Source organism: Synechococcus sp. H60.2, assembly GCF_047462315.1.
Taxonomy (GTDB): domain Bacteria; phylum Cyanobacteriota; class Cyanobacteriia; order Thermostichales; family Thermostichaceae; genus Thermostichus.
On sequence record NZ_JANSIZ010000039.1, the window covers coordinates 1 to 21,129 of the forward strand.

Consider the following 21,129-nt stretch of genomic DNA (forward strand, 5'->3'; position numbering starts at 1 on the left):
CCTGTGGGTTTGCGATACCGCGGGACAGGGGAACGGTGATGGTTTTCTACAACGTTGCTACTAATCAGCAACCGGGGTTGGGAACCAGCCTCGTGAGTCTTGGATGCTTCAGCTCTACTTCAGAGACCCGGTACACGGGATCCATGAAGCAACTGGGGCAGAAGAAGAGACAAAAGCTCTGCTGTCAAGCGGGTGAGGAAACGCCACCCGCCTACGCGGTGGGGTAGTTCATTTCTGAGGTGTTGGGCCTTGTGGGGTGGGGCGATGCGCTTGGCCAGAACCGCTAAGGTAGGAATCCCGTTGACGAAGAGATACTGGCCTGCCCTGCTCCCCCTAGGCCGAAACCACCCGTGTCCGGCTCTGGGTAGCCGCGAGCACTATGGGTAATACACTCCTCCTGGCTTTTTTGCTTCTCCTCTCAGGGGCCTGCTCCGGGGCGGAAACCGCCATCACGGCCATGGACAACTTGCGCTTGGAGTCCCTGATCGAAGAACAAGGGGATCCACAAGGCCTCTATCGGCTGGCGCAACAACAGCGATCCCGGCTGATCACCACCTTGCTGCTGGTGAACAACTTCGTCAACATTGGCATCGCCGCCCTGGCCACCACCATCTCTATTGAGCTACTGGGATCCCAGTTTGGAGCTTTGGCCGCCACCGTGCCCACCACGATCCTGGTGCTCCTGTTTGGAGAAGTAGCCCCAAAGTCCCTGGCGGTGAGCCATCCGCTGGCAGTGTTCCGCTGGGTGGTGCGGCCTGTCCATATCCTCTCGGTGCTGCTGCGCCCTTTTACCGACGCCTTTGAATGGATTGTCAGCAGACTCTTTAACCTGTTGGAGCTCTCGCCGCTGACGGCCACCGCTTCCCTCAAGGATTTGGAGCTGCTGATCGACGTGCTGGGGCAGCGGGGGCTGCTGGATTGGCAAAAGCGGCGCCTGTTCCGAGGCGCCTTGGCTTTGGATTTGCTCCAGGCGGGAGATGTGGCCAAACCTAGGGTAAAAATGGAGACCATCTCCCACGATAAAACCCTGCAGGATGTGGTGAAGCTCTGCCTGGAAACAGGCTACTCCCGCATCCCTGTGCAAGGAGAATCCAAAGACGAGATCGTCGGCGTCATTCACCTCAAGCAGGCTCTGCGCTACCTGGAGCAAAAGGGCAACGCCGAGGTCACCAAGGCCATGTCTCCGCCTTTTTTTGTGCCCGATACCAAGCGTGTCAGCCTGCTGCTCAAGGAAATGCTACGCTCCCGCCAACACCTGGGGATCGTGGTGGATGAGTTTGGCGGCACCACCGGCTTGATCACGCTGGAGGACATTTTGGAAGAGCTGGTGGGAGATATCTACGACGAAAGCGATCTCTCCCCCCTGCTGCTGCAGCGACAACGACGACAGCGCCCCTCCTCCCCTGGCTCCCCTTGAGGGAGGCTGCTAGCCGGCTTCTGCAGAGTCTTGGTTGGCTTCGGGGGAGGGGCCCGGATCGGCGGGGTAACGGGCAACAAAAAAGATCCAGAAGCTGTGGATCCCTACGCCCAGACCCCACCCGCCCAATAGAGGCAGCAGCCACGGCCAATCGGCTCGGTACAACTGCTGGAAAAACACCAGTCCCGAGGCACTGCAGAGAAAAACCGCCAGATGGGCCGCGTAGGTGTAGCGGTCATCCAGCTTGCGAAACTCAGGATCCCGACGGGAGGGCTTGCGGGGCCAGCGAGGTGGCATGGCAAAACTGGGCAGTTAAAACCTTCTTTACTGTAGAACAACCCTGGACAGGGATCCCTGCGGCTCGGGGCCTAACCCCAGTGGGTTGCCCGGCGTCTGCTTTCCAAGTTTAGGAGGTTGGGTGGGGCCGCTCCCGCCAGCGGCAACTGGGGGGATCCGTTTCGCCGGGCTGGGTGGCAAACTCCAGCGGCCCGTTTTCGGTGTATAGGTGCAGGTCGAACCAGAAGGTGGATCCCTGTTCCAGCTTGCTTTCTAGGCAGATGCGGGTGTGGTGTTTCTCGAGGATGTTGCGCACAATGGCCAGGCCCAGGCCGGTGCCCTCCAAAGTGTGGACGCGGTTCTCGACGCGGAAAAAGCGGTCGAAGATCCGCTCTTGATCCTCGGGCGCAATGCCAATGCCCGTATCGGCCACCGCCACCCGCACCGCCTGCGGGGATCCATCCGCCTGCACCACCAGGTGGGCATGCACCGTCACCAGACCTCCCGACGGCGTGAACTTGAGAGCGTTGCCCAAAAGATTGGTCATCACCTGCAGCAGCAGATCGTAGTTGCCCCACACCAGGGGCAGATCCGGATCGACAAACTTGCGCAACTGGATCCCTTTGTCGCGGGCTTGCAGGTGGTGGGTGCGCAGGGTCTGCTCGATCACCGCCGCGATATCGACGGCCTCGAAGTGGTACTGCTTGCCCGACTCCAGACGCGACAAATCCAACACATCGTTGACCAAGCGGGTGAGGCGATCGGTTTCGCGGTTGGCAATTTCCAGATAGTCCAGCCGCTCCTCTGGCGACATCTGCTCGCCGTACTCGTAGAGGGTCTCGATAAAAGACTTAATACTAAAGAGGGGGGTACGCAGCTCGTGGCTGATGTTGCTGATGAACTGGGCCTTGGCCTCGTTGAGCTCCACCTCGCGGGTGATGTCCTGTACCGTCATTACAATCCCCTTGAGGTTTTGCCGCCGCGGGTCGGATACCGGCGACAGCAGGATGCGAACGACGCGCTTGATGGGGCCGCTGAGGTTGACGCGAATTTCCTCTGCCTCTTGATCCCCGCGGGCAATTTGCATCAGGGGGCGGGCCAACTGCTGCCGCAGATCCTCCGGCAACAGCTCCGGCAAAGGCTTGCCCAAGACGGGATCCCCTTCCCAGCCGAACATGCGAGAGGCCGCCGGGTTGAGCAGCAGCACCCGAAACTCGGCATCCAACAAAATGGCGGCATCGACGATAGAGAAAACCAACGTCTCCAACTTGGCTTTGGCGGCGGCCAGTTCTTCGATGTTCTGCTCTTCGTAGCTCTGCAGCCGCTCCGCCATCTCGTTAAAGCTGTCGATGAGCTGGGCCAGCTCTCCCCCAAAGGGCAGGTCGATGCGCTGCTTGAAGTTGCCCTTGGTGATCTCCTGGACGCCCTTGACCAGTTCTTTGATGGGGTAGGTGATGGTAAGGGCATTGACCACGGATCCCAGGATGGCCAGAACCCACACTGCCAAAAACACCCCAATCGAGACCTCCCGCGCCAGTTGCGTGGAGCGCACGAGGGCGGGGTTGGGGTTGATGCCGAGGCCAAGGGTGCCCAAAAAGCGGCCCTGATGATAGATGCCGACAAAAATGTCCGTCACCCGCCCGGCGGGGGTGAGGTGGGTGCGCACCAGCGGCTGGCCCTCGGCAGGCGGGCGGTTGTCCGGCAGTTGGATGCGGCGGGTAAGGCTGAGGGAGGTTTTCACCTCCTGGTTGGAAAACGGGATCCCGTAGTAGATGTTCCCTTCCGGGTCGGCGTAGAGCAAATAGCGGATGCTGCTGGTGCTCTCAAAATATTGCCGCGACAGTTGGGCCACTTCGCCGATGCGATCTTCGGCAATCAGGGGAGCGACATTGGCTGCCAACAGCAATCCCAGATCCCGGCCAAAGCGGGCCTCGTTGAAGCGGGCATCCTGCTGCACAGTGCTGATGGCCCAGAAGGTGAAGCTGCTCACCACCAGCGAGACCACCAGCGTGGCCACAAAGAGCAACTGGGTCTCCAGGCGCAGCTTGTGTTTCCAGCGCGCCCACCAGCGCCGCAGGGATCCCCAAAAGCCCCCTCCCCTTGTCGGCTCCGCAGTCTCCCCAGGTGAGGGCTCTGGAGGGGAAGAAGCTGACTCAGGTGATTGGACGTTGACAAGGGGCTCGACAGTGCTGACAGGAGACATGAACCCGACGTAACAACCCTGGAGAACGCTGTCGCCACCATTTTGACATGGCTGCCGCCAGGGTTAAGAAAGGGTTAGATTTTCTGAAAAGATTGTTACAACAGAAGGGACACGCCTAGATCCAACTAGGGATCCTAAAGGCGCAAAAGGAAATGCTTCTAGAGGGGTTGCAGGCCTAGCTTCTCAAGCAAAGCCGCATCGGCGGCCGAGCCTGGGTTAGGCGTGGTCAACAACTTTTCGCCGGTGAAGATGGAATTGGCGCCTGCTAAGAAGCACAGCGCCTGGTCGCTCTCGGACAGGTTTTTCCGCCCTGCCGAGAGCCGGATCTGGGCTCTGGGCAGCAGCAGCCGAGCCGTGGCGATGGTGCGCACCAGCAGCAGCGGATCGGGAGGGGGAAGCTGGCCCAGGGGCGTGCCAGCCACCGGCACCAGCGCGTTGATGGGTACCGAAGTCGGCGGAGGCGTCAGGTTGGCCAAAACGTGCAGCAGGGCGATGCGGTCTTCGTCGGTCTCCCCAAGGCCGACAATGCCGCCACAGCAGATCTGCAGGCCGGCTGCCCCCACATGGGCCAGAGTCTCCAGGCGATCCTGGTAGGTGCGCGTCGTGATGATGCGGGGGTAGAACTCCGGCGAGGTGTCCAGATTGTGGTTGTAGGCCGTCAGCCCAGCCGCCGCCAACTGCTGCGCCTGAGCAGCCGACACCATCCCCAAAGTGACACAGGCTTCCATCCCCAGCTCGCGCACCGTGCGCACCATCTCCAGCACCCGCTCAAACGCCTCCCCTTCCGGGGCTGACCGCCAAGCAGCGCCCATACATAGCCGGGTGGCACCGGCTTTTTGAGCAGCCATGGCCTGCTCGCGCAGCGAATCCAGGGAGATCAAGGGGTAGGTCTCGATCCCTGTCGAGTAGCGGGCGCTTTGGGGGCAATAGGCGCAGTCTTCCGGGCAGCCGCCCGACTTGATGTTGACAAGGGCGCAGAGTTGAACCCGGTTGGGAGGGTGGTGCTGTCGGTGCACCGCTTGCGCCTCGAACACCAACTGCAGCAGCGGCCGGTGGTAGATTTCGCGAACGTACTCCAGAGCAATGGCCATTCCGGCAATGTGCAAAACTCCCTAAAAGCTTGCCAGCGCTCTTAGGCTTGGTTAGGATGTAAAGTCTGTGCTTTGGGAAGGCGAACCCGTCTCGCTTAGGAACTCAACAATGATAACCCCAGAAGCAGTGGCCAAAGGCCCTATCAGCCAATTTGTTGAGCATCACTTTCGCCACTTTAACGCCGCCGCCCTGGTGGATGCGGCCAAGGGCTACTGTGCTCACCTGGAAAAAGGCGGCAAGATGATGGTGACCTTAGCCGGTGCCATGAGCACGGCAGAGCTGGGGCTTTCCCTGGCTGAGATGATTCGGCAGAACAAGGTGCACGCCATCTCCTGCACCGGCGCCAACCTGGAGGAAGACATCTTCAACCTCATCGCCCACGACTTCTACGAGCGGGTGCCCAACTACCGCGACCTCAGCCCGCAGCAGGAGCAGGAGCTGCTGGAGCGGCACCTGAACCGGGTAACGGATACCTGCATCCCGGAAGAAGAGGCGATGCGGCGCCTGGAAAAAGCTCTGCTGGAAGAGTGGATCGCTGCCGACCAGGCCGGGGAGCGCTACTTCCCGCACGAGTTCATCTACCGCATCCTGCGCAGCGGCCGGCTGGAGCCCTACTACCAGATCAATCCGCGGGATTCCTGGGTTTACGCGGCCATGGAGGCCAACTTGCCCATCTACGTGCCGGGCTGGGAGGACTCCACCACCGGCAACATGTACGCTGCCCACTGCATTACTGGTGAGATCCGCCATGTCCACACTGTCCGCACGGGCATTGAGTACATGATCCACCTGGCGGACTGGTACACACGTACCTCGGCAGAGTGCTCCATCGGCTTCTTCCAGATTGGCGGCGGCATTGCTGGCGATTTTCCCATCTGCGTGGTCCCCATGCTGCACCAAGACCTGGGCCGCAAAGGGATCCCCCTGTGGGGCTATTTCTGCCAGATCAGCGACTCCACCACCAGCTACGGCTCCTACTCGGGGGCAGTCCCCAACGAGAAGATCACCTGGGGCAAGCTGGGGGTTGACACACCTAAGTTCGTCATCGAGTCGGATGCTACCATCGTGGCGCCTTTGATTTTTGCCTGGGTGCTGGGGTGGTAGAATCCCGCTTCAGGATAGACGATCAGCGAGGCTGGGGCTGACCTGAGGTAGGACGGGGCCATTGGGAAAGCAGAATCGCAGCTTCCCAGCGCCTCATGTCCTGGGCAATGCGCAGGGGGGTAAGGCCGTAGCCGTCCGGCTCGTCAATCTCGGAGCCATGCTCCAGCAGCAGCCGCACCACCTCGGGGTTGCCCGACCAAGCGGCAAAATGCAGGGGCAGGCCGCCGGCCCCGAAGCGGGCGTTCACTTCGGCACCTCCCTCGAGCAAAGCCTTGGTCACTTCAGGATTGCCCAGGCGGGCAGCTTGGTGCAGGGGGCTGGCTCCGCCGCGATCTAACCGGTTGGGATCCGCCCCAGCGGCCAGCAAAAGGCGGGTGTTGAGGCCACTTTCGACGAAGAACAGAGCCGTCTTGCCCCGCTCCTCGACGACATTGGCGTCTTTCCCCAGCCAGAGAGCCAGTTGCAGCCGCAGCGGGTTGGCGGTGGCCAGGACTTGCGGATCTTCTGGCAGGGAGTAGCCGTAGAACCCCAGCCCCCCTACCAGCAGGGATCCCAGCCCGACACCCACAGCCCACCACCTACGCTCCATGGCCCTACTCCTCAAAGAACAGGATGGCAATCCCTTGGCTGGGCAGGGCCTGGGCCGAAAGCAGCAACGGGTTGCTGAGGGCAGGTTGCACAGCAGCGGCGGGAAAGAGGCGCAAAAACGCTGCTAAAGGTTGCAGCTCGCATTGGGACGCCTCGGCGGCGGCGGTGCGATACATAGTCGGGATGACCAACTTGGGCTGCAGCACTTCGATGGCTGCCTTGGCCGCCTCGGGATCGTAGTTTTTCGGCCCACCCCCCACCGGCACCAGCAAGAGGTCAGGGCGAGCCAGCAGGATGGACTGTTCCCGGCCAATGGGCTGCAGGGCCCCTCCCAAATGAACAATGTCGATCCCGGCCATGCGCCAGCGCCAGCCCACGTTGAGGCCAAAGCGAGGGCCCCGCGGCATGCGCACCCCCTGCACGCGGATCCCATCGATGACGTAGTCCCCGGGCTGAAACAGCACTTTAGGGTTGCCGGGCACCACGTCCAGGGCCCCTTCGTCCAGGAGGCGGCTGCTGAGCAGCACCAGGTCGGCAGCAACCCTGGGCGCAGGATAGCCAGCCGTGCAGCCCCCTGGCCGAAAGGGGTTGACCAGAAAGCGCTTCCCCTCCCCCTCGAACAAAACGCAACTGTGGTGCAGCCAGGTCAGTTGCAAGCTCTGGGAGGTGAACTCCAGGGATCCTCCTGGGGAAGGGGCCGTTTGAGCACCTCCTCGCTGACCCCCCACGGCAAGGGATCCCAGCAGGCTAGCGCTGGCTTGCAAAAGCTGGCGACGCTTCATGGGGTGGGGATCCCTGACGCAACCACGGCAGCCGCTGGCTGAGGCGCTCCTAAGGCATGGAGCTGCGCCAAGCGCAGGAAGTTGCTCAACAGGCGCTTGCCCTCAGCGGTCAAGATGCTCTCCGGGTGGAACTGCACGCCCTGCACGTGGAGATAGCGGCGGTGGCGCACCCCCATGATAGTGCCATCGCAGGTTTGGGCCGTCACCTCTAGCTCGTCAGGACAGGTGGAAGCCTCGATGACCAAACTGTGGTAGCGGGTGGCCGCAAACGGCTGGCTCAGCCCCTCAAACACCCCCACCCCCTGGTGGTAGATGAGCGAGGTTTTACCGTGCATCAGCTCAGGGGCGGGCACGATGCGCCCCCCGTAGACCTGGCCAATGCACTGGTGCCCCAGGCAGACGCCCAAGATTGGCAGCTCGGATCCCAGCTCCCGAATCAGCTCCAGCGAGATGCCGGCATCCTCAGGCCGCCCTGGCCCCGGCGAGATGACCACCGCCTCCGGCTGCATCTGGCGCAGCTCGGCCACTGAGATCTCGTCATTGCGAAAAACCCGTACCTGGGCCCCCAGCTCCCCCAGGTATTGCACCAGGTTATAGGTAAAGCTGTCGTAGTTGTCGATTACAACCAGCACGATGGCACCCGGCGACGGCACCTCATTTTAGCATTGCCGAGGCTTGGCTCTTCCCCAGCGGCAAGACTCGCAACCCAGAGCCAACACCCGGATCAAGCTTGTATCCTGGAGGATATAGCACACAAGCGGCAGCGAGGTGGCTCGCTTTTAGGTTGTTTTCCCATGATTTTTCGGATCCCATGAACCCGCTCCTCTCCCCGGCAACCGATTTGCTGGACGAGTTGCGGCAGCTTTTCCCCTTCGAGCTGGACGAGTTTCAGATCCGGGCCATTCAGGTTCTGGCAGCAGGGGAATCGGTGGTGGTCTGTGCTCCCACCGGATCTGGCAAGACCCTGATCGGAGAATATGCCATCTATCGGGCTTTGTCCCAGGGCAAGCGGGTTTTTTATACAACCCCGCTGAAGGCTCTTTCCAACCAAAAGTTTCGCGATTTCGGCCAGCAATTCGGCCCAGAGCAGGTTGGCCTCCTCACTGGCGACATCTCCCTTAACCGGGAGGCGCCGATCTTGGTGATGACCACTGAGATCTTCCGCAACATGCTCTACGGCACGCCGCTCTCTCTCGCCGTCCAGCAGGGGGCTTACGGCAGCGAGATGGATGCGTGGGAAGCGGCGGAGGCCCTGAGCCGGGATCCCTTGCGGGATGTGCAGGCGGTGATCCTGGACGAATGCCACTACATGAACGACCAGCAGCGGGGCACTGTCTGGGAAGAAGCCATCATCTACTGCCCTGCCCACATTCAGCTGGTTGCCCTCTCGGCCACCCTGGCCAACAGCGACCAGCTCACCGACTGGATGAACCAGGTGCATGGCCCCACCCGACTGATCGACTCCAGCCATCGCCCGGTGCCACTGCAATTTCACTTTGCCAATCGCAAAGGACTGTTCCCCCTGCTGGAGCAAACCGAGTCAGGCCAGTGGGTGTGCAATCGCCGCCTGAAAAGCAAACTCCCCAAGTCCGGCCAGTCCTCCTACGGGGGGGTACCGGATATGGTGCAGGTGGTAGAAAACTTGCGCCAGCGGGACATGTTGCCGGCCATCTATTTCATCTTCAGCCGCAAAGGCTGCGACCTGGCGGTGGCCGGTGTGGGGAACTTGGATTTGATCGCCAGCGAGGCAGAACGGCAGCAGTTGGCCGAGCAGATCGACCGCTTTTGCCGGGAAACGCCGGAAGCCGTGCGTCGGGATCAACTGGATGCCCTCTACCGGGGTATTGCCGCCCACCATGCCGGCATGTTGCCCGCCTGGAAGGGCCTGGTGGAGCATCTGTTTCAGCAGGGGCTGGTGAAGCTGGTTTTTGCCACCGAGACGCTGGCCGCCGGGATCAACATGCCCGCCCGCACGACTGTGATTTCCTCCCTCTCCAAGCGCACCGACAACGGCCATCGTCTCTTGACTGCCTCTGAGTTTATGCAAATGTCGGGCCGGGCCGGACGACGGGGCAAAGATGTGATCGGGCATGTGGTGACGTTGCAATCCCCCTTTGAAGGGGCGCAGGAGGCGGCGCGGCTGGCTACGGCGGGGGCGGATCCCTTGGTGAGCCAGTTTACCCCCACCTATGGCATGGTGCTGAATTTGCTGCAAAAGCACTCTTTGGAGGCGGCGCGGGATCTCATTAACCGTAGCTTTGGCCAGTATTTGCTCTCACTGCAAAAGTTACCCGAACAACAGGAGCTCCAGCGCACGCGCGCCGAGCTGGAAGCGATCGATCGCCTCTTGGGAGATATTTCTGCTGAAGATATTGCCCGCTATGAAAAAATGCAGGCGCAACGGCGGGAAGAACGACGCATCTTGCGCTACCTGCTCAATCAGCGAGAAGCCGAGCCGGATCCCACCCTGCGCCTGTTGGCTTTTCCCCACATCCAAGCCCAAGAGGAAAAGATCCGCGCCCTGGAAGCCCGCATCCGCGAAAACCCTGCCCACAAAGTTGGGAAAAAGCTGCTGGGTTTACAGGAAAAGCGCCAGCGCCTGCTCAAGCGTCTGCAGCACCTGGAGCGGCAAAGCGACTCGGTACAAGAGTTGCGCTGGCAGCAGTTTATGGCCCTGGTGGGTGTGTTGCAGGAGTTCGACTGTCTGCAGGGGTACCAACCTACCGCGAGTGGAGAGGTGGTGGCCGCTCTGCGGGGAGATAACGAGCTCTGGCTGGCGCTGGCCCTGCTCTCTGGCGAATGTCTAGGCTGCGCTCCCCATCACTTGGCTGGGGTGATCGCTGCCCTGGTGGCCGAGCCTCCCCGTTCAGGAACCTACAGCCGGCTGCGGACTTCCGGGCTAGTCGAGGATGTGCTGCAGGGCTTGCGAGGCCTGCGGCGGCAACTCTTCCGCAGCCAGCGGCAACACCAAGTGTTTCATGTGCCGATTGGGTTCGAGCCCGAGCTGGCCGGGATCGTGGAACACTGGGCCCAAGGGATCCCCTGGGAAAAGCTAGAGGCCAGCACCAACCTGGATGCTGGAGATATTGTGCGCCTCATCCGCCGCACGCTGGATTTGCTCTCCCAGATTCCCTACCTACCCCATCTGCCGGTGGAGTTGCGGGAAAACGCTCGCGAAGCCCAAAAAATGCTGGATCGCTTCCCGGTCAGCGAGCTTATCTGAGCGTAGACTGAAGGAATCTGCCAGGATTCGGTTGCCCCTGGGGATCTTTGGGGAACTGGGAGTGGACAGACAGGTTTTGTCCGTCCAGCCAACTGCCTAGGGCCCACAGTCCGCCGGCGCAAACGCGATGCCGCTAACGGCGGGAAATGCCGCTGGGCCGAAAAGTGTTTCGTTGCCAGTAAAGATCGCTTAGTTATCCCACTCGCGCAGCGCTCGCCCTGGAGAAAGTTACCCTTGTGGAGATTTCTCTAGCTGGTTGCGGGCTCTGGAAGCAGGAACAAGCAGCAAGGCTGGACGGTGCTCAGCTATGTTCAGCATTCGGTGCTTGTAGGCCCTTCGGAGTGGGTTATGCTGCCGCCTGCCTACTCAGCCCTGCCCAAGCGAAACCCGCTGAGCCTGCCGAATCAGGCGCGGGTGGCTGTCTATGTGGTGGTCAACATCGAGCACTTCACCTTTGGCAAGTTGGGTACTGCCATCCAGCCCCATCTCACCACCTCGCCCGAGATCGCCAACTATGGCTGGCGGGATTACGGCAATCGGGTGGGGATTTGACGCCTGTTTGAGTTGTTCGCAGAGCTGGGGATCCCAGGAACTGCTGCCTTGAACGCCGAAATGGTGGAGCTATATCCCCCCATCCTTGAGGGGATCCGCCACCACTGCTGGTCGGTGATGGCTCATGGCTGGAACAACTCCACTGGCCACAGCGGCCTGACCCGCCAGCCAGAAGAGGAGCTGATTGAACGCAGCTTGTCCCTTTTGGAGAAGACAGTGGGATTTCGTCCCTGGGGCTGGCTAACGCCGGGGTTTTCCGTTAGCGAGAATACTTTTGACTTGCTCAGAGCTGCCGGGATCCGCTACACCGCCGACTGGGTGAACGATGATCAGCCCTACTGGCTACAAACTGCCGCTGGCCCTCTCCTGGCGATCCCCTACACCTTGGAAGCCAACGACATCACTCTCTGTCTCAGTGCCCGCCTAGCAGCAGAAGCTTTTGCCCAAGCCCTCATCGCTCAGTTCGATCAACTCTGGCAAGAGGGAGAACGCTTCCCTCGCATTATGGCCATTGGCCTGCACCCTTTCATCGTCGGGCAACCGCTGCGGGTGGGATCCCTGAAAAAAGCGCTCCAGCACATCCGATCCCGTCCCCAAACTTGGCTCACCACAGCAGAGGGTCTCTACGAATGGTATGCCCAAGCCTGCCCTGCCCCCGAGATGACCTGACCCCCCTCCGACTCCCCCTGTAGTTGCCACCGCACGCCCGTGGGGGGAGGCCATAACCCCAGCCCCTGGGCCTAAGCCCAGATACTTGCACTGGATGTTGATGTCGGCTCATAACACAGCAGAGTAGCTTGGTAGCCCTCCGTCCCGCTAGCGCGATTAGTGCGGGGCGGAAAAGCCTTAGAGCGGCTTTAGCTGCTGTTCAATGCCATAACTGCTGCTAAGCAAGCACCTACCCCGGTGAAAGGCCCGGACAGTGCTGTAAGTCAACAAGTCAGCGGAACCTTGAGACTGGGTTCCAGGGAGCCGTCTAGGAGCGTCTTGACAGCGCCTTTGCGAGTCCGTCTGTGGACTGCGTAAGAATCCCCCGACTTTAGTCGGTGGGAGTGTTGTCGATGTTGCTGTTGCACTACTCCAGGCTATGCAGCGCCAGGATTAGGCGACTTATCCCCAGGACTAAAGACCGGGGCCTGCACCGCCTGACCCGCTGGTCAAGACCGGCTGGTGGGGGGCCGAGGCTTTTGTTATCCTGTCGCTTAAGTTCTCCCCTCGGCAGGGGAAAAGCGGCAAGCTAAGTCTGATCCCGGATGCAAGCGCGAGTCCGTAGATTTGCTGGGTCAGAGGGATTTGGCTCCATTGGCAGGCTCGAAGAGAGGATGGAACCTGATGTTTACTTGGCTCTGGACGAAACACTTTTCTCGCCTAAACCAGAGGCTGCAAAACTTGGAGGTGGCCCGCGAGGAAAACCTTCTGTCTCCTGATCTGAGCGCCCAAACTCTGCAGGTGGCCCCTGACTTTTGGGAGCGGCAGCACCAAGCTTTCGTCTACGTGGATAAGCAGATGCGAAAGCTCAGCCGTCGCAGCAAGATTTGGGGCGGGATGGCGCTGCTGGCTGTTTTGGCCGATGCTGCTTTGGTGGTTGCCGGCCTGGCGATGCTCCAGTCTTGGCAACAGATGCAGGCCGACCAAAACCTCACTCGCATTGTCCAACAGGCTGCGGCTGCTGACCCTGTGCAGCAAGCCTTTGACGACCTGGTGGCCCAATTGCCGCATATGAATGAGGCAGAGCGGTATCATGCCCTAGAGGCGTTGCAGGCCCTTTCGGCCATCGCCATGGCAAGCCGAGGCTACTACGGCTACTCTCCTGGCATCTCTGTGTACAGCTCTGTTCCTACAACTGCGACAACCCCTCTTGAGGCCCAACTGCAAACCATCTATCAGTTGGGTCAAATGCGTGCAGTTGAGGCGGTGCCGGCTTTGCTGACCAAGCTTTCTGACGGCGAGCCGGCGGTGCGGGAGGCGGCAGCCCGCGCCCTCGGCCAAATCGGGGATCCGCGCGCCCTGGATCCCTTGCACGATCTCCTGGCTCACGAGACCAATGAGTTGGTTCAGGACGCAGCCATTGCTGCGATTGCGCAAATGCTGCGCTGAAGAGCAGGTCAAGTGCGCGCCGATTCGCTAAAAGTTCGTAGTGGGTGTTGAGGCCAGGGGATGAGAAGCGACAAGTTCGGCAGATGGGCCAAGCTCGTGGGGATCCTGTGCTGGGTATGGGGATCCGCCTTGCCGGTTTGGGCGCAGGATCCGTTTCGCAGCGGGGCCAATGCCCGCCCCATCAGCCCTGAGGTGGCCGCGGCATTTGAGGAGTTTTTCTGCGCAGGTCGCTACACCCAGAGCCGAGAGAAGCTGGAAATAGCCAAGAAAGCTTCCCCCGACGAGCCAATGGTCTATGCCTTGCTGGCGGCGCTGGCCTACCAAGAGGGGGATCTGGATGCTTTTGCCCAGTTGGCCACCCAAACCCGCCAGGTGGCTGCCGAGCTGAAAAAGACGGATCCTCTGCGCGGCAACCTGTATGAGGGCGTGGGCTATGGGCTGGAGGCGGCCAACATCGTGGTGCGGGAGGGGGTGGTGATCGGGCTGCCCAAGGCATTGCCCACCCTCAACCAATTGTTTGTTTCCATCCGGGCTGCCCAGGCCGTGGACAGCAGCGACCCTGAGTTGAATCTTCTCAACGGCTATATGGATTTGCTGCTGACCTACCGGGAGAAGGCTTTGAATCAGTTTCGCCTGGCAGCGCCTGAGTATTTGTCCTACCGCGGCCAAGCCCTGGCCTACCGGGATATGCAACGCTTTGACGAGGCGCTGGAGGCGGTGGATCGGGCTATTGCTGCTTCCTGTAACAACCCTGAGCTTTACTACCTCAAGGCGCAAATTTTGGTTGCCAAGGGTCAAGACCGGGAGGCTGTCCCCCTTTTCGATCAAGCTCTGCAGGCTTCTGCCCAGTTGCCTGAAGCTTTGGTGTCGCAAATCCAGATGGAACGGGATCGCGCCGCCCAGCGCAGCGGGTTGACCGGCCAGTTGCCTGCCACACCTACCCCTTGATAGATGCCTATGGGCTTGCGCATCAGCGGCAAACGAGCGCTGCAGACCCCTGCCGGCCTGGGTACTCGACCCACCCCTGGCCGGGTGAGGCAAGCCTTGTTCAACATCTTGCGAGGGCAGGTGGAAGGCTGTCGCTGGCTGGATCTCTGCTGTGGGGCCGGTACGGTGGGGGCAGAGGCCCTGTGCCAGGGGGCGGCTTTTGTGGCTGGGATCGAAATTGCTGCTTCTGCCTGTCGCCTTATCCAGGCCAACTGGACCAAGGTGGCCCAGCCGGGGCAAGCTTTTCAGGTGATCCAGGGAGATGCCCGCAAGCTGCTCAGCCGAGGACTGGGTTTGGATCCCTTTGATTACGTCTACTTTGCTCCCCCCTACGCGGCGGGTCTGTATGACCCCCTACTGCCGCTGATCCCGCCCCTCCTCAAGCCAGGCGGAACTTTGATCGTCGAGCATCGCAGCGGCCAGAAGCTACCCGACCAGGTGGGATCCCTGCTGCGCTTCGACCAGCGGGCCTATGGGCAAACGGCGCTGGCTTTCTATCGCAAGCTGGAAGAGCAGCACTAGGGGAAGGGAGTGCTGACAAAGCCAATTTCCAGAAGCTGCTGGTAGGCCTGGGTGCCCAGCTCCCGGGTTGGAGTCTGGCTCTTGATGACCTGGATCAACCAGCCCACGGCCTCCTCAGGACGTCCGGCAGCCCGATAGACCACGGCCAAATCGTAAGCAGCCTGATCCCGAGCCTGGGCAGCAACGCGGGCCAGCTCCCGCTGCTCTTCGGAGATGCGGTTTTGGATCCCGGCAAAAGCGCGGGAGAGATCCTGGTGGTAGTTGGAGCGCTGGTTGTAGGCGTCGAACACCTGTTGCAGAAGCTGGATAGCCTGGTCGTAGTTTTGCGCCTGGATGGCAGCATCGGCCTCGGCGGCCAGTTGTTCAGCTCGCAACACACTAAGGGCGTTGCTGGGTTGTTCGAGAGCGCGAAACTGCTGCGGGTTGGGAATGAGCTGCTGTCCGGCGGGCAGTTCTTGAGCCGTGGCCCAGAGAGTCGAGCCGACGCCCAGGACAAGGCCAAGCAACACCGCCACAACCAGCCGCGCCCAAGAACGGCGTAGAAAGTTGAGCCCTTGGACAGTGGCGTCTTGGCGCCGACCTTGGCCAACAACAGCAGGACGTCGTCCGAACATTGGCAGGCAATCCTCAAAACCTCGTTAACCCGTTCTACTTTATCTCACTCCGGGTACCTCCGCCGCAGCTCAGGGATCCCCTCAGCCAGGGGTTACCGAGGAGGTGGCTGCGCAGCCTTGGCGGGAGTGGAACTAACTGGGCAGGGATGGGGCGGGTTGAGTCTGAGAGGAGGTCTTTTCCGGCAACAGCGGCAAGTTCATAATCAGCTCGTACATGTGCAGGTATTCCAGCGCCGAGCGATGCCAACTGAAATCGGTGGCCATGCCCCGCTTTTGCAGCGCCTGCCAGGTGTCTTTGTGCTGGAAAGCCTCCCAAGCCCGCGCCAAGCAGGTGTAGAAGTCCAGGGCTTCGTAGCGGTCAAAGCAGTAGCCCGTACCGATCCCCTTGCTGGGAATGTGATGGCTGACCGTATCCACCAGCCCTCCTGTGCGGCGGGCAATGGGCACACACCCGTAGCGCATGGCGATCATCTGGCTGATGCCACAGGGTTCAAAGCGGCTGGGCATCAAAAAGGCGTCTGCTCCTCCGTAGATCAACTGGGCCAGTTGCGGCTGGTAACCCTGTTGATAGGCCATTCTGCCCGGGTGCCGCTCGGCCATCTCCCGGAGCCGCCCCTCGTAGTAGGCTTCGCCGCTGCCCAGCAAGACAAATTGTGAATCGCTATAGGCCAAAAAGCGATCCAAGGTTTGGATGAGCAGATCGATCCCTTTCTGTTCCACCAAACGGGCCACCATGCCCATCAGGAACACGTCGGGGTTGACGGTCAAGCCCAGGCGGGCCTGTAACGCGGCTTTGTTCACCGCCCGACCGCTTAGGTCGTCGATACTGAAATTAGCCTCAAGAGCGGGATCGGTGCGGGGATCGAACTTCTCGGTGTCGATCCCATTCAGGATCCCGCGCAGGCGCTCTCCTTTCCAGGCCAGCAGATCCTGTAGGCCCTCTCCATGGAGGCTGGTGCGGATCTCCATGGCGTAGGTGGGCGAAACCGTATTCACCTGGTCGGCATAGAGGATCCCGGCAGCCATGGTGTTGTGGGCGGAAAAATACCAGGGCAGCCAGGTCATGCGTTCCAGTTGCCAACGCCAGGGCCCTTGATAGGCCAGGTTGTGGATGGTAAAGACGGTGCCGATGTCAGGAGCCTGGTGCATCCAGGCCGGGATCATGCCGGTGTGCCAGTCGTGGCAGTGGATGATGTTGGGCCTCCAGGGGTAGTAGGTCCAGGCAAACTCGGCCACGGCATTGGCGAAGAAGGTAAAGCGCCAGAACTCGTCCTCGCCGTAGTAGATGCGATGGGGGGCAAAACAGTAGTGGCTGACCAGGTAAAGGGGCACATCGGTGCCGGGCAAAACGCTTTCGTAAATATCGGCCACCTGGCCCATGACCTGTTTGGACCAGATGGGATCCTTGGAGCGGGGATATTGCTCCGGTTCCGGGCCGAACTTGTCCCAGAGAAACCCGTACAGGGGCATGATGATGCGCACATCCTGACCCAGCTTGCGCAAAACGACGGGCAGGGATCCCACCACATCCGCCATGCCCCCCACCTTTGCCAGGGGTGCTGCTTCCGCCGCTGCAAACAAAATCCTGGCTTGCACCACAATGCCCTCCCTATCGCGATGACCTTTGTTTTGCTGAGGCGGACGGCTCCCGGCCCAGTTCCCTCGGCCAAAACCCTCCCCATCCTAAAACACAAGGGATCCCTATGCCGGCCAAGCTGGGGCAGAGCCCTATCGTAGACCTTGTTGGACTGCTGGCAGAGGTACTCCAGTAGGGCTACTAGCTTTCTGTCCTGAATCAGAACCTGCTGACAGCCGTAGTCTATGGTTGCTGAGTGGTGAGCCAAAGCTATAGTAACGACCCGCATCATTGGTGCGCAGCTAAAGCTGCTCGAAGGCTTTTCTACCCCGCACTACTTGCGCTAGCAGGACGGAGGGCTACTAAGCTACTCTGCCGTGTTGAATTTGATTTTCGTAAGATAGAAGAACAGAGGCGCTTAGAAATACTGTGGGCGCCGCTGCATTGCACTTTATTGGCTTCATGGGTTGTTGCAAGGCGGCTGGGCTCGCAAGCGGGCGCAAATGGCCTGCCAAACCTGTTCGGCTAACTGGGACGGGCTGGTTTCTGACCGGATGGGCACCCGCACATCGGCCTGGGCGTAGAAAGGTTCTCGCTCCTGCATTAGCCTTTGCAAAGCGGCCTGGGGATCGCGGGTTTGCAACAGGGGCCGTTGGCCGGGATCCCGGCTCAGCCGTTGCCAAATGAGCTCAGGGGCCGCATCCAGCCACACGGTGAGGCCGTTGTTCAAATAGCTCCAATTCTTGGGCCTCAACACGATGCCGCCCCCCGTGGCAACTACCAGGCGGGTGTAGCTGCTCAACTGGGCCAACACCTGGGTTTCCAGCTCCCGGAAGTGGGTCTCCCCCTGCTCGGCAAAGATCTGGGTGATGGAACAACCTGCCACCTGCTCCACCAGCACGTCAGTGTCAAAAAATGGGCAGCGCAGTTGGGCTGCCAGCTCAGCTCCCAGTGTGGACTTGCCGCTGGCCATCATCCCAACTAAGTAGACATTGGCGCCGCGAAGGCGCTTGACTTCTTCTGGGCGGATCATGAGGTGGGAGAGAGGCTAGCAGGATCTAAACATAGCCATGCTCGGCTAGAAACTCCAGGGAGACGTTGCTCTCCGGCGGAGCCAGCCCCAATAATTTTTCCACATACTTGCCCAGTATGTCCGCCTCCACGTTCACCGGATCCCCCACCTGCAGCAAGGAGAGGTTGGTCTCGCGGTAGGTCTGCGGGATTACCGCCACTTTGAACCAGCAGCCTCCCTGCCGCACCTCGGCGATAGTCAGGCTCACCCCGTTCACTGCCACGCTGCCTTTGGGCACGATGTAGCGACCGATCTCCGCCGGCACCTTGAAGCTCAGCTCCCAGGCGTTGCCAGTGGCAGCTTGATCCCACAGTTGTCCCACCCCATCGATATGGCCGCTGACGAAATGCCCCCCTAACTTGTCCCCCACCCGTAGGGACGGCTCGAGGTTAACGGTGCGCGGGCCGGATCCCTGGCCCCAAACCGAGCGGCGCAGCGTTTCCGGCGAGACATCGGCCAAAAAGCCATCGGGCAGGATCTCCACTACCGTCAGGCAGAGGCCATCCACCGCCACACTATCGCCATAGGCCAACTGCGGCTGTAGCTCTGGGCAGGTAACCCGTACCTGTGAAGAGGAGATCAACTGAGCTGTACCCAAACTGCGCACCAGACCTGTAAACATGGCTTTGGCCTCCTTGGCTCTCCTTCTAGGCCTTGGCCTGATCCCCAAAGGGGAAAAGGTATCCCAGCCCTGGGCTGGGCGGATTGGTTTTGGCTCCTCGGGGAGAGCGGGGGGAGGGGTGATCTTGCTGCTGGGCCAAGAGTCGCTCCACCTCGGCATTGAGCTGGCTTTCGCTAAAAGGCTTGGTCAGGTAGCCGGTTGCTCCCGACCACTTGCCGCGGATGCGATCCAGCAAACTATCCCGCGAGGTAACCATCAGGATAGGAAGGGACTTGAACTCTTCCAGGCTGCGCACAACGCGGCAGAGTTCTAGGCCGTCGATCCCGGGCATGGCGATGTCCATTAGTAGCAGGTGAGGCCGGTGCTGAAACAAGAGGGGGAGCACCTCGGCAGGGTTGCCCGTTGTAATCACGTGATATTTGGAGAGGGACTGCCGCAGGATTTCTTGCATCACGACACTGTCGTCCACCGCCAAGAGGGTTGTGGAAGCGTGGCGCTTGGCCTGCAACAGTTCTGGGGGCGTTTGCAGGCTCACCAGACCTTTTTTGGCCCAGGCAGCGAAGAGGCTGGCCACCTCCAGCCGATCCCGACACAGCTTCTTGGCAATGGCCTCCAGTGACTGGCCATCCTTGGTGAGGGCGTGCAGCTTTTGCCGCTGTTCGTCGGTGAGGCGATAGCGGTTGACCCGATCCCAGTTGACCACTGGCACCGCCAGCAGCGTGGGGATCACCGCCTTCAACTCCGCCCAGCGGTCGTGGCGGCGAGCCGCTTCTTGCAGCAGCGGTTCCAACTCAAACCCGCCAATGGGGGCTTCTTGGGCAACCCGTCCCTCCACTTCAAAGGAACAGGTGCCTGCCCGCTCAAAGAGATAGCGATCGAAATCGGTGAGCAGGTTAAGCCAGAGGGCGTCTTCCAGCTCACCTGGCTTGATCAGGCCCAACTGGGCGATGGCCTCTAGCAGTTCCGGCAGGGAGTTGTCTTTTATCAGCCGCTCCTGTAGCACTCGGATAGCCCGCTGTGACCATTCCAAGTTGAGGCGGGGAATAAAGCGGGATAGGCGCTTTAGCAGGATCTGGGGGTTGAGGGGTTGATCGGCGGAAAAGAGCAGCCTGCCGTAGTAGTAGGTCAGCACCCAAGGCTCCGTGCCCTCGGCGGGATCTCCCCCTTTGAGGTGGAGGTGCAGATAGCCGGTGGTAAACCGTCGCGCTTGCTGCCTGAGCAGGGGCGCCAGTTCCGCCGATGCAAACACAAAATGGGACATGTGCTGTCCTCCGGGCCCACCTCTCGAGGCCAAATGAGTATGAATTCACCTCGGCCACACACCCAAGCTTGCAGAGGAAGCCGTGATTCAGGGCTGCTTCATCTCATTATGGTTTCTTCACCAAAGAGAAACACAAGCAGAATAAGCAGAACTCTGGGAACCCTTTTCTTCTCTCGAGGCCAGCAGCCACCCGACCGGAACCGCTTCAAGGCTCAGGCTGGGCTCCCAGCTGCAACAAGGCCCGTCGGCTACGAGTTTAGAGTCTCTCGCTGGGCCTGGAGCAATTCCTGGATGCCGGCCTGGGCCATATCCAACATCTGCAACAGTTGCGAGCGGTTGAAGCAGCCGGCTTCGGCGGTGCCCTGAATCTCGATCAAGGCTCCCTGCTCGTTCATGACAATGGTCATGTCCACTTCTGCTTGGCTGTCCTCCTCGTAGCACAAATCCACCAGCACCTCGCCTCGCACGATCCCCACCGAAAGGGCCGCCACCTGCTGCCGCAAGGGGGATCCCTGCGCCGGATCCAGCAGCCCCTGTTTGTAAAGCCAAGTGATGGCGTCGTGCAGGGCCACATAGCCACCGGTGATCGCGGCGGTGCGCGTGCTGCCATCGGCTTGCAGGACGTCTGCATCGACGGTGATGGTGCGGGATCCCAGCCTGTGGAAATCCAAGGCGGCGCGCAGGCTACGCCCGATAAGCCGTTGGATCTCGGCGGTGCGGCCTGAGACTTTTAGCGTCTCTCGCGGCTGGCGCTGTTGGGTGGCGGTGGGCAGCATGCGGTACTCCGCCGTCAGCCAGCCTTGGCCGGTGTTCTGCAAAAAGGGGGGAACCTCTTCGGCCACACTGGCGGTGCAGAGGACATGGGTATCGCCAAACTTCACCAGCACTGAGCCCGGAGCGTAGCGGGTGAAGTGACGCTGAAAGGAAATCGGGCGCAATTGGGCAGCCGTGCGACCATCGGGGCGTTGCCAGCTCATGAGCAGTTCAAAATAAGGATCCCTCGCATTGTCAGTCATGTCTACCAGAGGCAGCTCACGGCTTGGAATCTCTACAGAAGTGCCGCCGGCGCCTTGACAGGCGGGGGTCTGGAGGATCGCAGCCGTGGGCCGATTGGGCAGGTTCCAGTTGAGCAGGTTACAGT

The 21,129-nt window shown here is 60.7% G+C and carries 20 protein-coding genes; 8 read left to right on the forward strand and 12 right to left on the reverse strand.

Annotated elements, in window-relative coordinates; genetic code table 11:
• Window positions 1-379 precede the first annotated feature (379 nt).
• Window positions 380-1,417, forward strand: a complete 1,038-nt coding sequence (locus tag NW845_RS07650; protein WP_414372110.1) for a hemolysin family protein — start codon at window positions 380-382, stop codon at window positions 1,415-1,417.
• A gap of 9 nt (window positions 1,418-1,426) precedes the next feature.
• Here the strand turns inward: NW845_RS07650 and NW845_RS07655 are convergent, their stop codons facing one another.
• From NW845_RS07655 to bioB, 3 genes are all read right to left on the reverse strand, one after another.
• Window positions 1,427-1,714 (reverse strand): 2TM domain-containing protein, encoded by a 288-nt coding sequence (locus NW845_RS07655; protein WP_414364049.1) that lies wholly within the window; start codon window positions 1,712-1,714, stop codon window positions 1,427-1,429.
• Between the two features lie 109 nt (window positions 1,715-1,823).
• Complete coding sequence (locus tag NW845_RS07660; RefSeq protein ID WP_414377937.1) at window positions 1,824-3,896, reverse strand: ATP-binding protein; 2,073 nt, start codon at window positions 3,894-3,896, stop codon at window positions 1,824-1,826.
• A 158-nt stretch (window positions 3,897-4,054) separates the two neighbouring features.
• Complete coding sequence (gene bioB, locus NW845_RS07665) at window positions 4,055-4,987, reverse strand: biotin synthase BioB (RefSeq protein WP_414364056.1); 933 nt, start codon at window positions 4,985-4,987, stop codon at window positions 4,055-4,057.
• 109 nt (window positions 4,988-5,096) lie between these two features.
• On the opposite strand from bioB, the gene NW845_RS07670 reads away from it, so the two are divergent.
• Window positions 5,097-6,092, forward strand: a complete 996-nt coding sequence (locus NW845_RS07670) for a deoxyhypusine synthase family protein (RefSeq protein ID WP_414377939.1) — start codon at window positions 5,097-5,099, stop codon at window positions 6,090-6,092.
• A 22-nt stretch (window positions 6,093-6,114) separates the two neighbouring features.
• On the opposite strand, the gene NW845_RS07675 is transcribed toward NW845_RS07670, so the two are convergent.
• The 3 genes from NW845_RS07675 to NW845_RS07685 are packed head-to-tail and all read right to left on the reverse strand — an operon-like array spanning window position 6,115 to window position 8,094.
• Entirely contained in the window at window positions 6,115-6,681 is a 567-nt protein-coding gene (locus tag NW845_RS07675) for an ankyrin repeat domain-containing protein (protein ID WP_414377941.1), read from the reverse strand.
• Window positions 6,682-6,685: 4 nt separating this feature from the next.
• Window positions 6,686-7,462: an MBL fold metallo-hydrolase gene (locus tag NW845_RS07680; RefSeq protein ID WP_414377943.1), complete on the reverse strand. Its 777-nt coding sequence runs from the start codon at window positions 7,460-7,462 to the stop codon at window positions 6,686-6,688.
• A complete protein-coding gene (locus NW845_RS07685) occupies window positions 7,459-8,094 on the reverse strand; it encodes an anthranilate synthase component II (RefSeq protein WP_414364055.1) in 636 nt (211 codons plus the stop codon). The genes NW845_RS07680 and NW845_RS07685 overlap by 4 nt, the downstream gene beginning before the upstream one ends.
• A gap of 179 nt (window positions 8,095-8,273) precedes the next feature.
• Between NW845_RS07685 and NW845_RS07690 the strand changes: the two genes are divergently transcribed.
• From NW845_RS07690 to rsmD, 6 genes are all read left to right on the forward strand, one after another.
• Window positions 8,274-10,685 (forward strand): DEAD/DEAH box helicase, encoded by a 2,412-nt coding sequence (locus tag NW845_RS07690; RefSeq protein ID WP_414377945.1) that lies wholly within the window; start codon window positions 8,274-8,276, stop codon window positions 10,683-10,685.
• A 348-nt stretch (window positions 10,686-11,033) separates the two neighbouring features.
• Window positions 11,034-11,237 carry a hypothetical protein gene (locus tag NW845_RS07695; protein ID WP_414377947.1) on the forward strand — a complete coding sequence of 68 codons (204 nt, stop codon included), beginning with the start codon at window positions 11,034-11,036 and terminating at the stop codon, window positions 11,235-11,237.
• Window positions 11,238-11,249: 12 nt separating this feature from the next.
• Window positions 11,250-11,906: a polysaccharide deacetylase family protein gene (locus NW845_RS07700; protein ID WP_414377949.1), complete on the forward strand. Its 657-nt coding sequence runs from the start codon at window positions 11,250-11,252 to the stop codon at window positions 11,904-11,906.
• Between the two features lie 663 nt (window positions 11,907-12,569).
• Complete coding sequence (locus NW845_RS07705) at window positions 12,570-13,334, forward strand: HEAT repeat domain-containing protein (protein WP_414364041.1); 765 nt, start codon at window positions 12,570-12,572, stop codon at window positions 13,332-13,334.
• Between the two features lie 60 nt (window positions 13,335-13,394).
• On the forward strand, window positions 13,395-14,282 hold the full coding sequence (locus NW845_RS07710; protein WP_414377952.1) for a Sll0314/Alr1548 family TPR repeat-containing protein: 888 nt from the start codon (window positions 13,395-13,397) through the stop codon (window positions 14,280-14,282).
• A gap of 9 nt (window positions 14,283-14,291) precedes the next feature.
• Entirely contained in the window at window positions 14,292-14,843 is a 552-nt protein-coding gene (gene rsmD, locus NW845_RS07715) for a 16S rRNA (guanine(966)-N(2))-methyltransferase RsmD (RefSeq protein ID WP_414377954.1), read from the forward strand.
• Here rsmD and NW845_RS07720 read toward each other — a convergent pair.
• The 6 genes from NW845_RS07720 to rph form a co-directional block, all read right to left on the reverse strand.
• Window positions 14,840-15,457 (reverse strand): hypothetical protein, encoded by a 618-nt coding sequence (locus tag NW845_RS07720; RefSeq protein ID WP_414377956.1) that lies wholly within the window; start codon window positions 15,455-15,457, stop codon window positions 14,840-14,842. The genes rsmD and NW845_RS07720 overlap by 4 nt on opposite strands.
• 132 nt (window positions 15,458-15,589) lie before the next feature.
• Window positions 15,590-16,993, reverse strand: a complete 1,404-nt coding sequence (gene glgA / locus NW845_RS07725; protein ID WP_414377970.1) for a glycogen synthase GlgA — start codon at window positions 16,991-16,993, stop codon at window positions 15,590-15,592.
• A 500-nt stretch (window positions 16,994-17,493) separates the two neighbouring features.
• On the reverse strand, window positions 17,494-18,066 hold the full coding sequence (locus NW845_RS07730) for a shikimate kinase (protein ID WP_414377958.1): 573 nt from the start codon (window positions 18,064-18,066) through the stop codon (window positions 17,494-17,496).
• 25 nt (window positions 18,067-18,091) lie between these two features.
• Window positions 18,092-18,727 carry a riboflavin synthase gene (locus NW845_RS07735; RefSeq protein WP_414364035.1) on the reverse strand — a complete coding sequence of 212 codons (636 nt, stop codon included), beginning with the start codon at window positions 18,725-18,727 and terminating at the stop codon, window positions 18,092-18,094.
• 25 nt (window positions 18,728-18,752) lie between these two features.
• On the reverse strand, window positions 18,753-19,988 hold the full coding sequence (locus tag NW845_RS07740; protein WP_414372129.1) for a response regulator: 1,236 nt from the start codon (window positions 19,986-19,988) through the stop codon (window positions 18,753-18,755).
• 248 nt (window positions 19,989-20,236) lie between these two features.
• Window positions 20,237-20,965 (reverse strand): ribonuclease PH, encoded by a 729-nt coding sequence (rph, locus tag NW845_RS07745; protein WP_414377961.1) that lies wholly within the window; start codon window positions 20,963-20,965, stop codon window positions 20,237-20,239.
• Window positions 20,966-21,129: the final 164 nt, after the last annotated feature.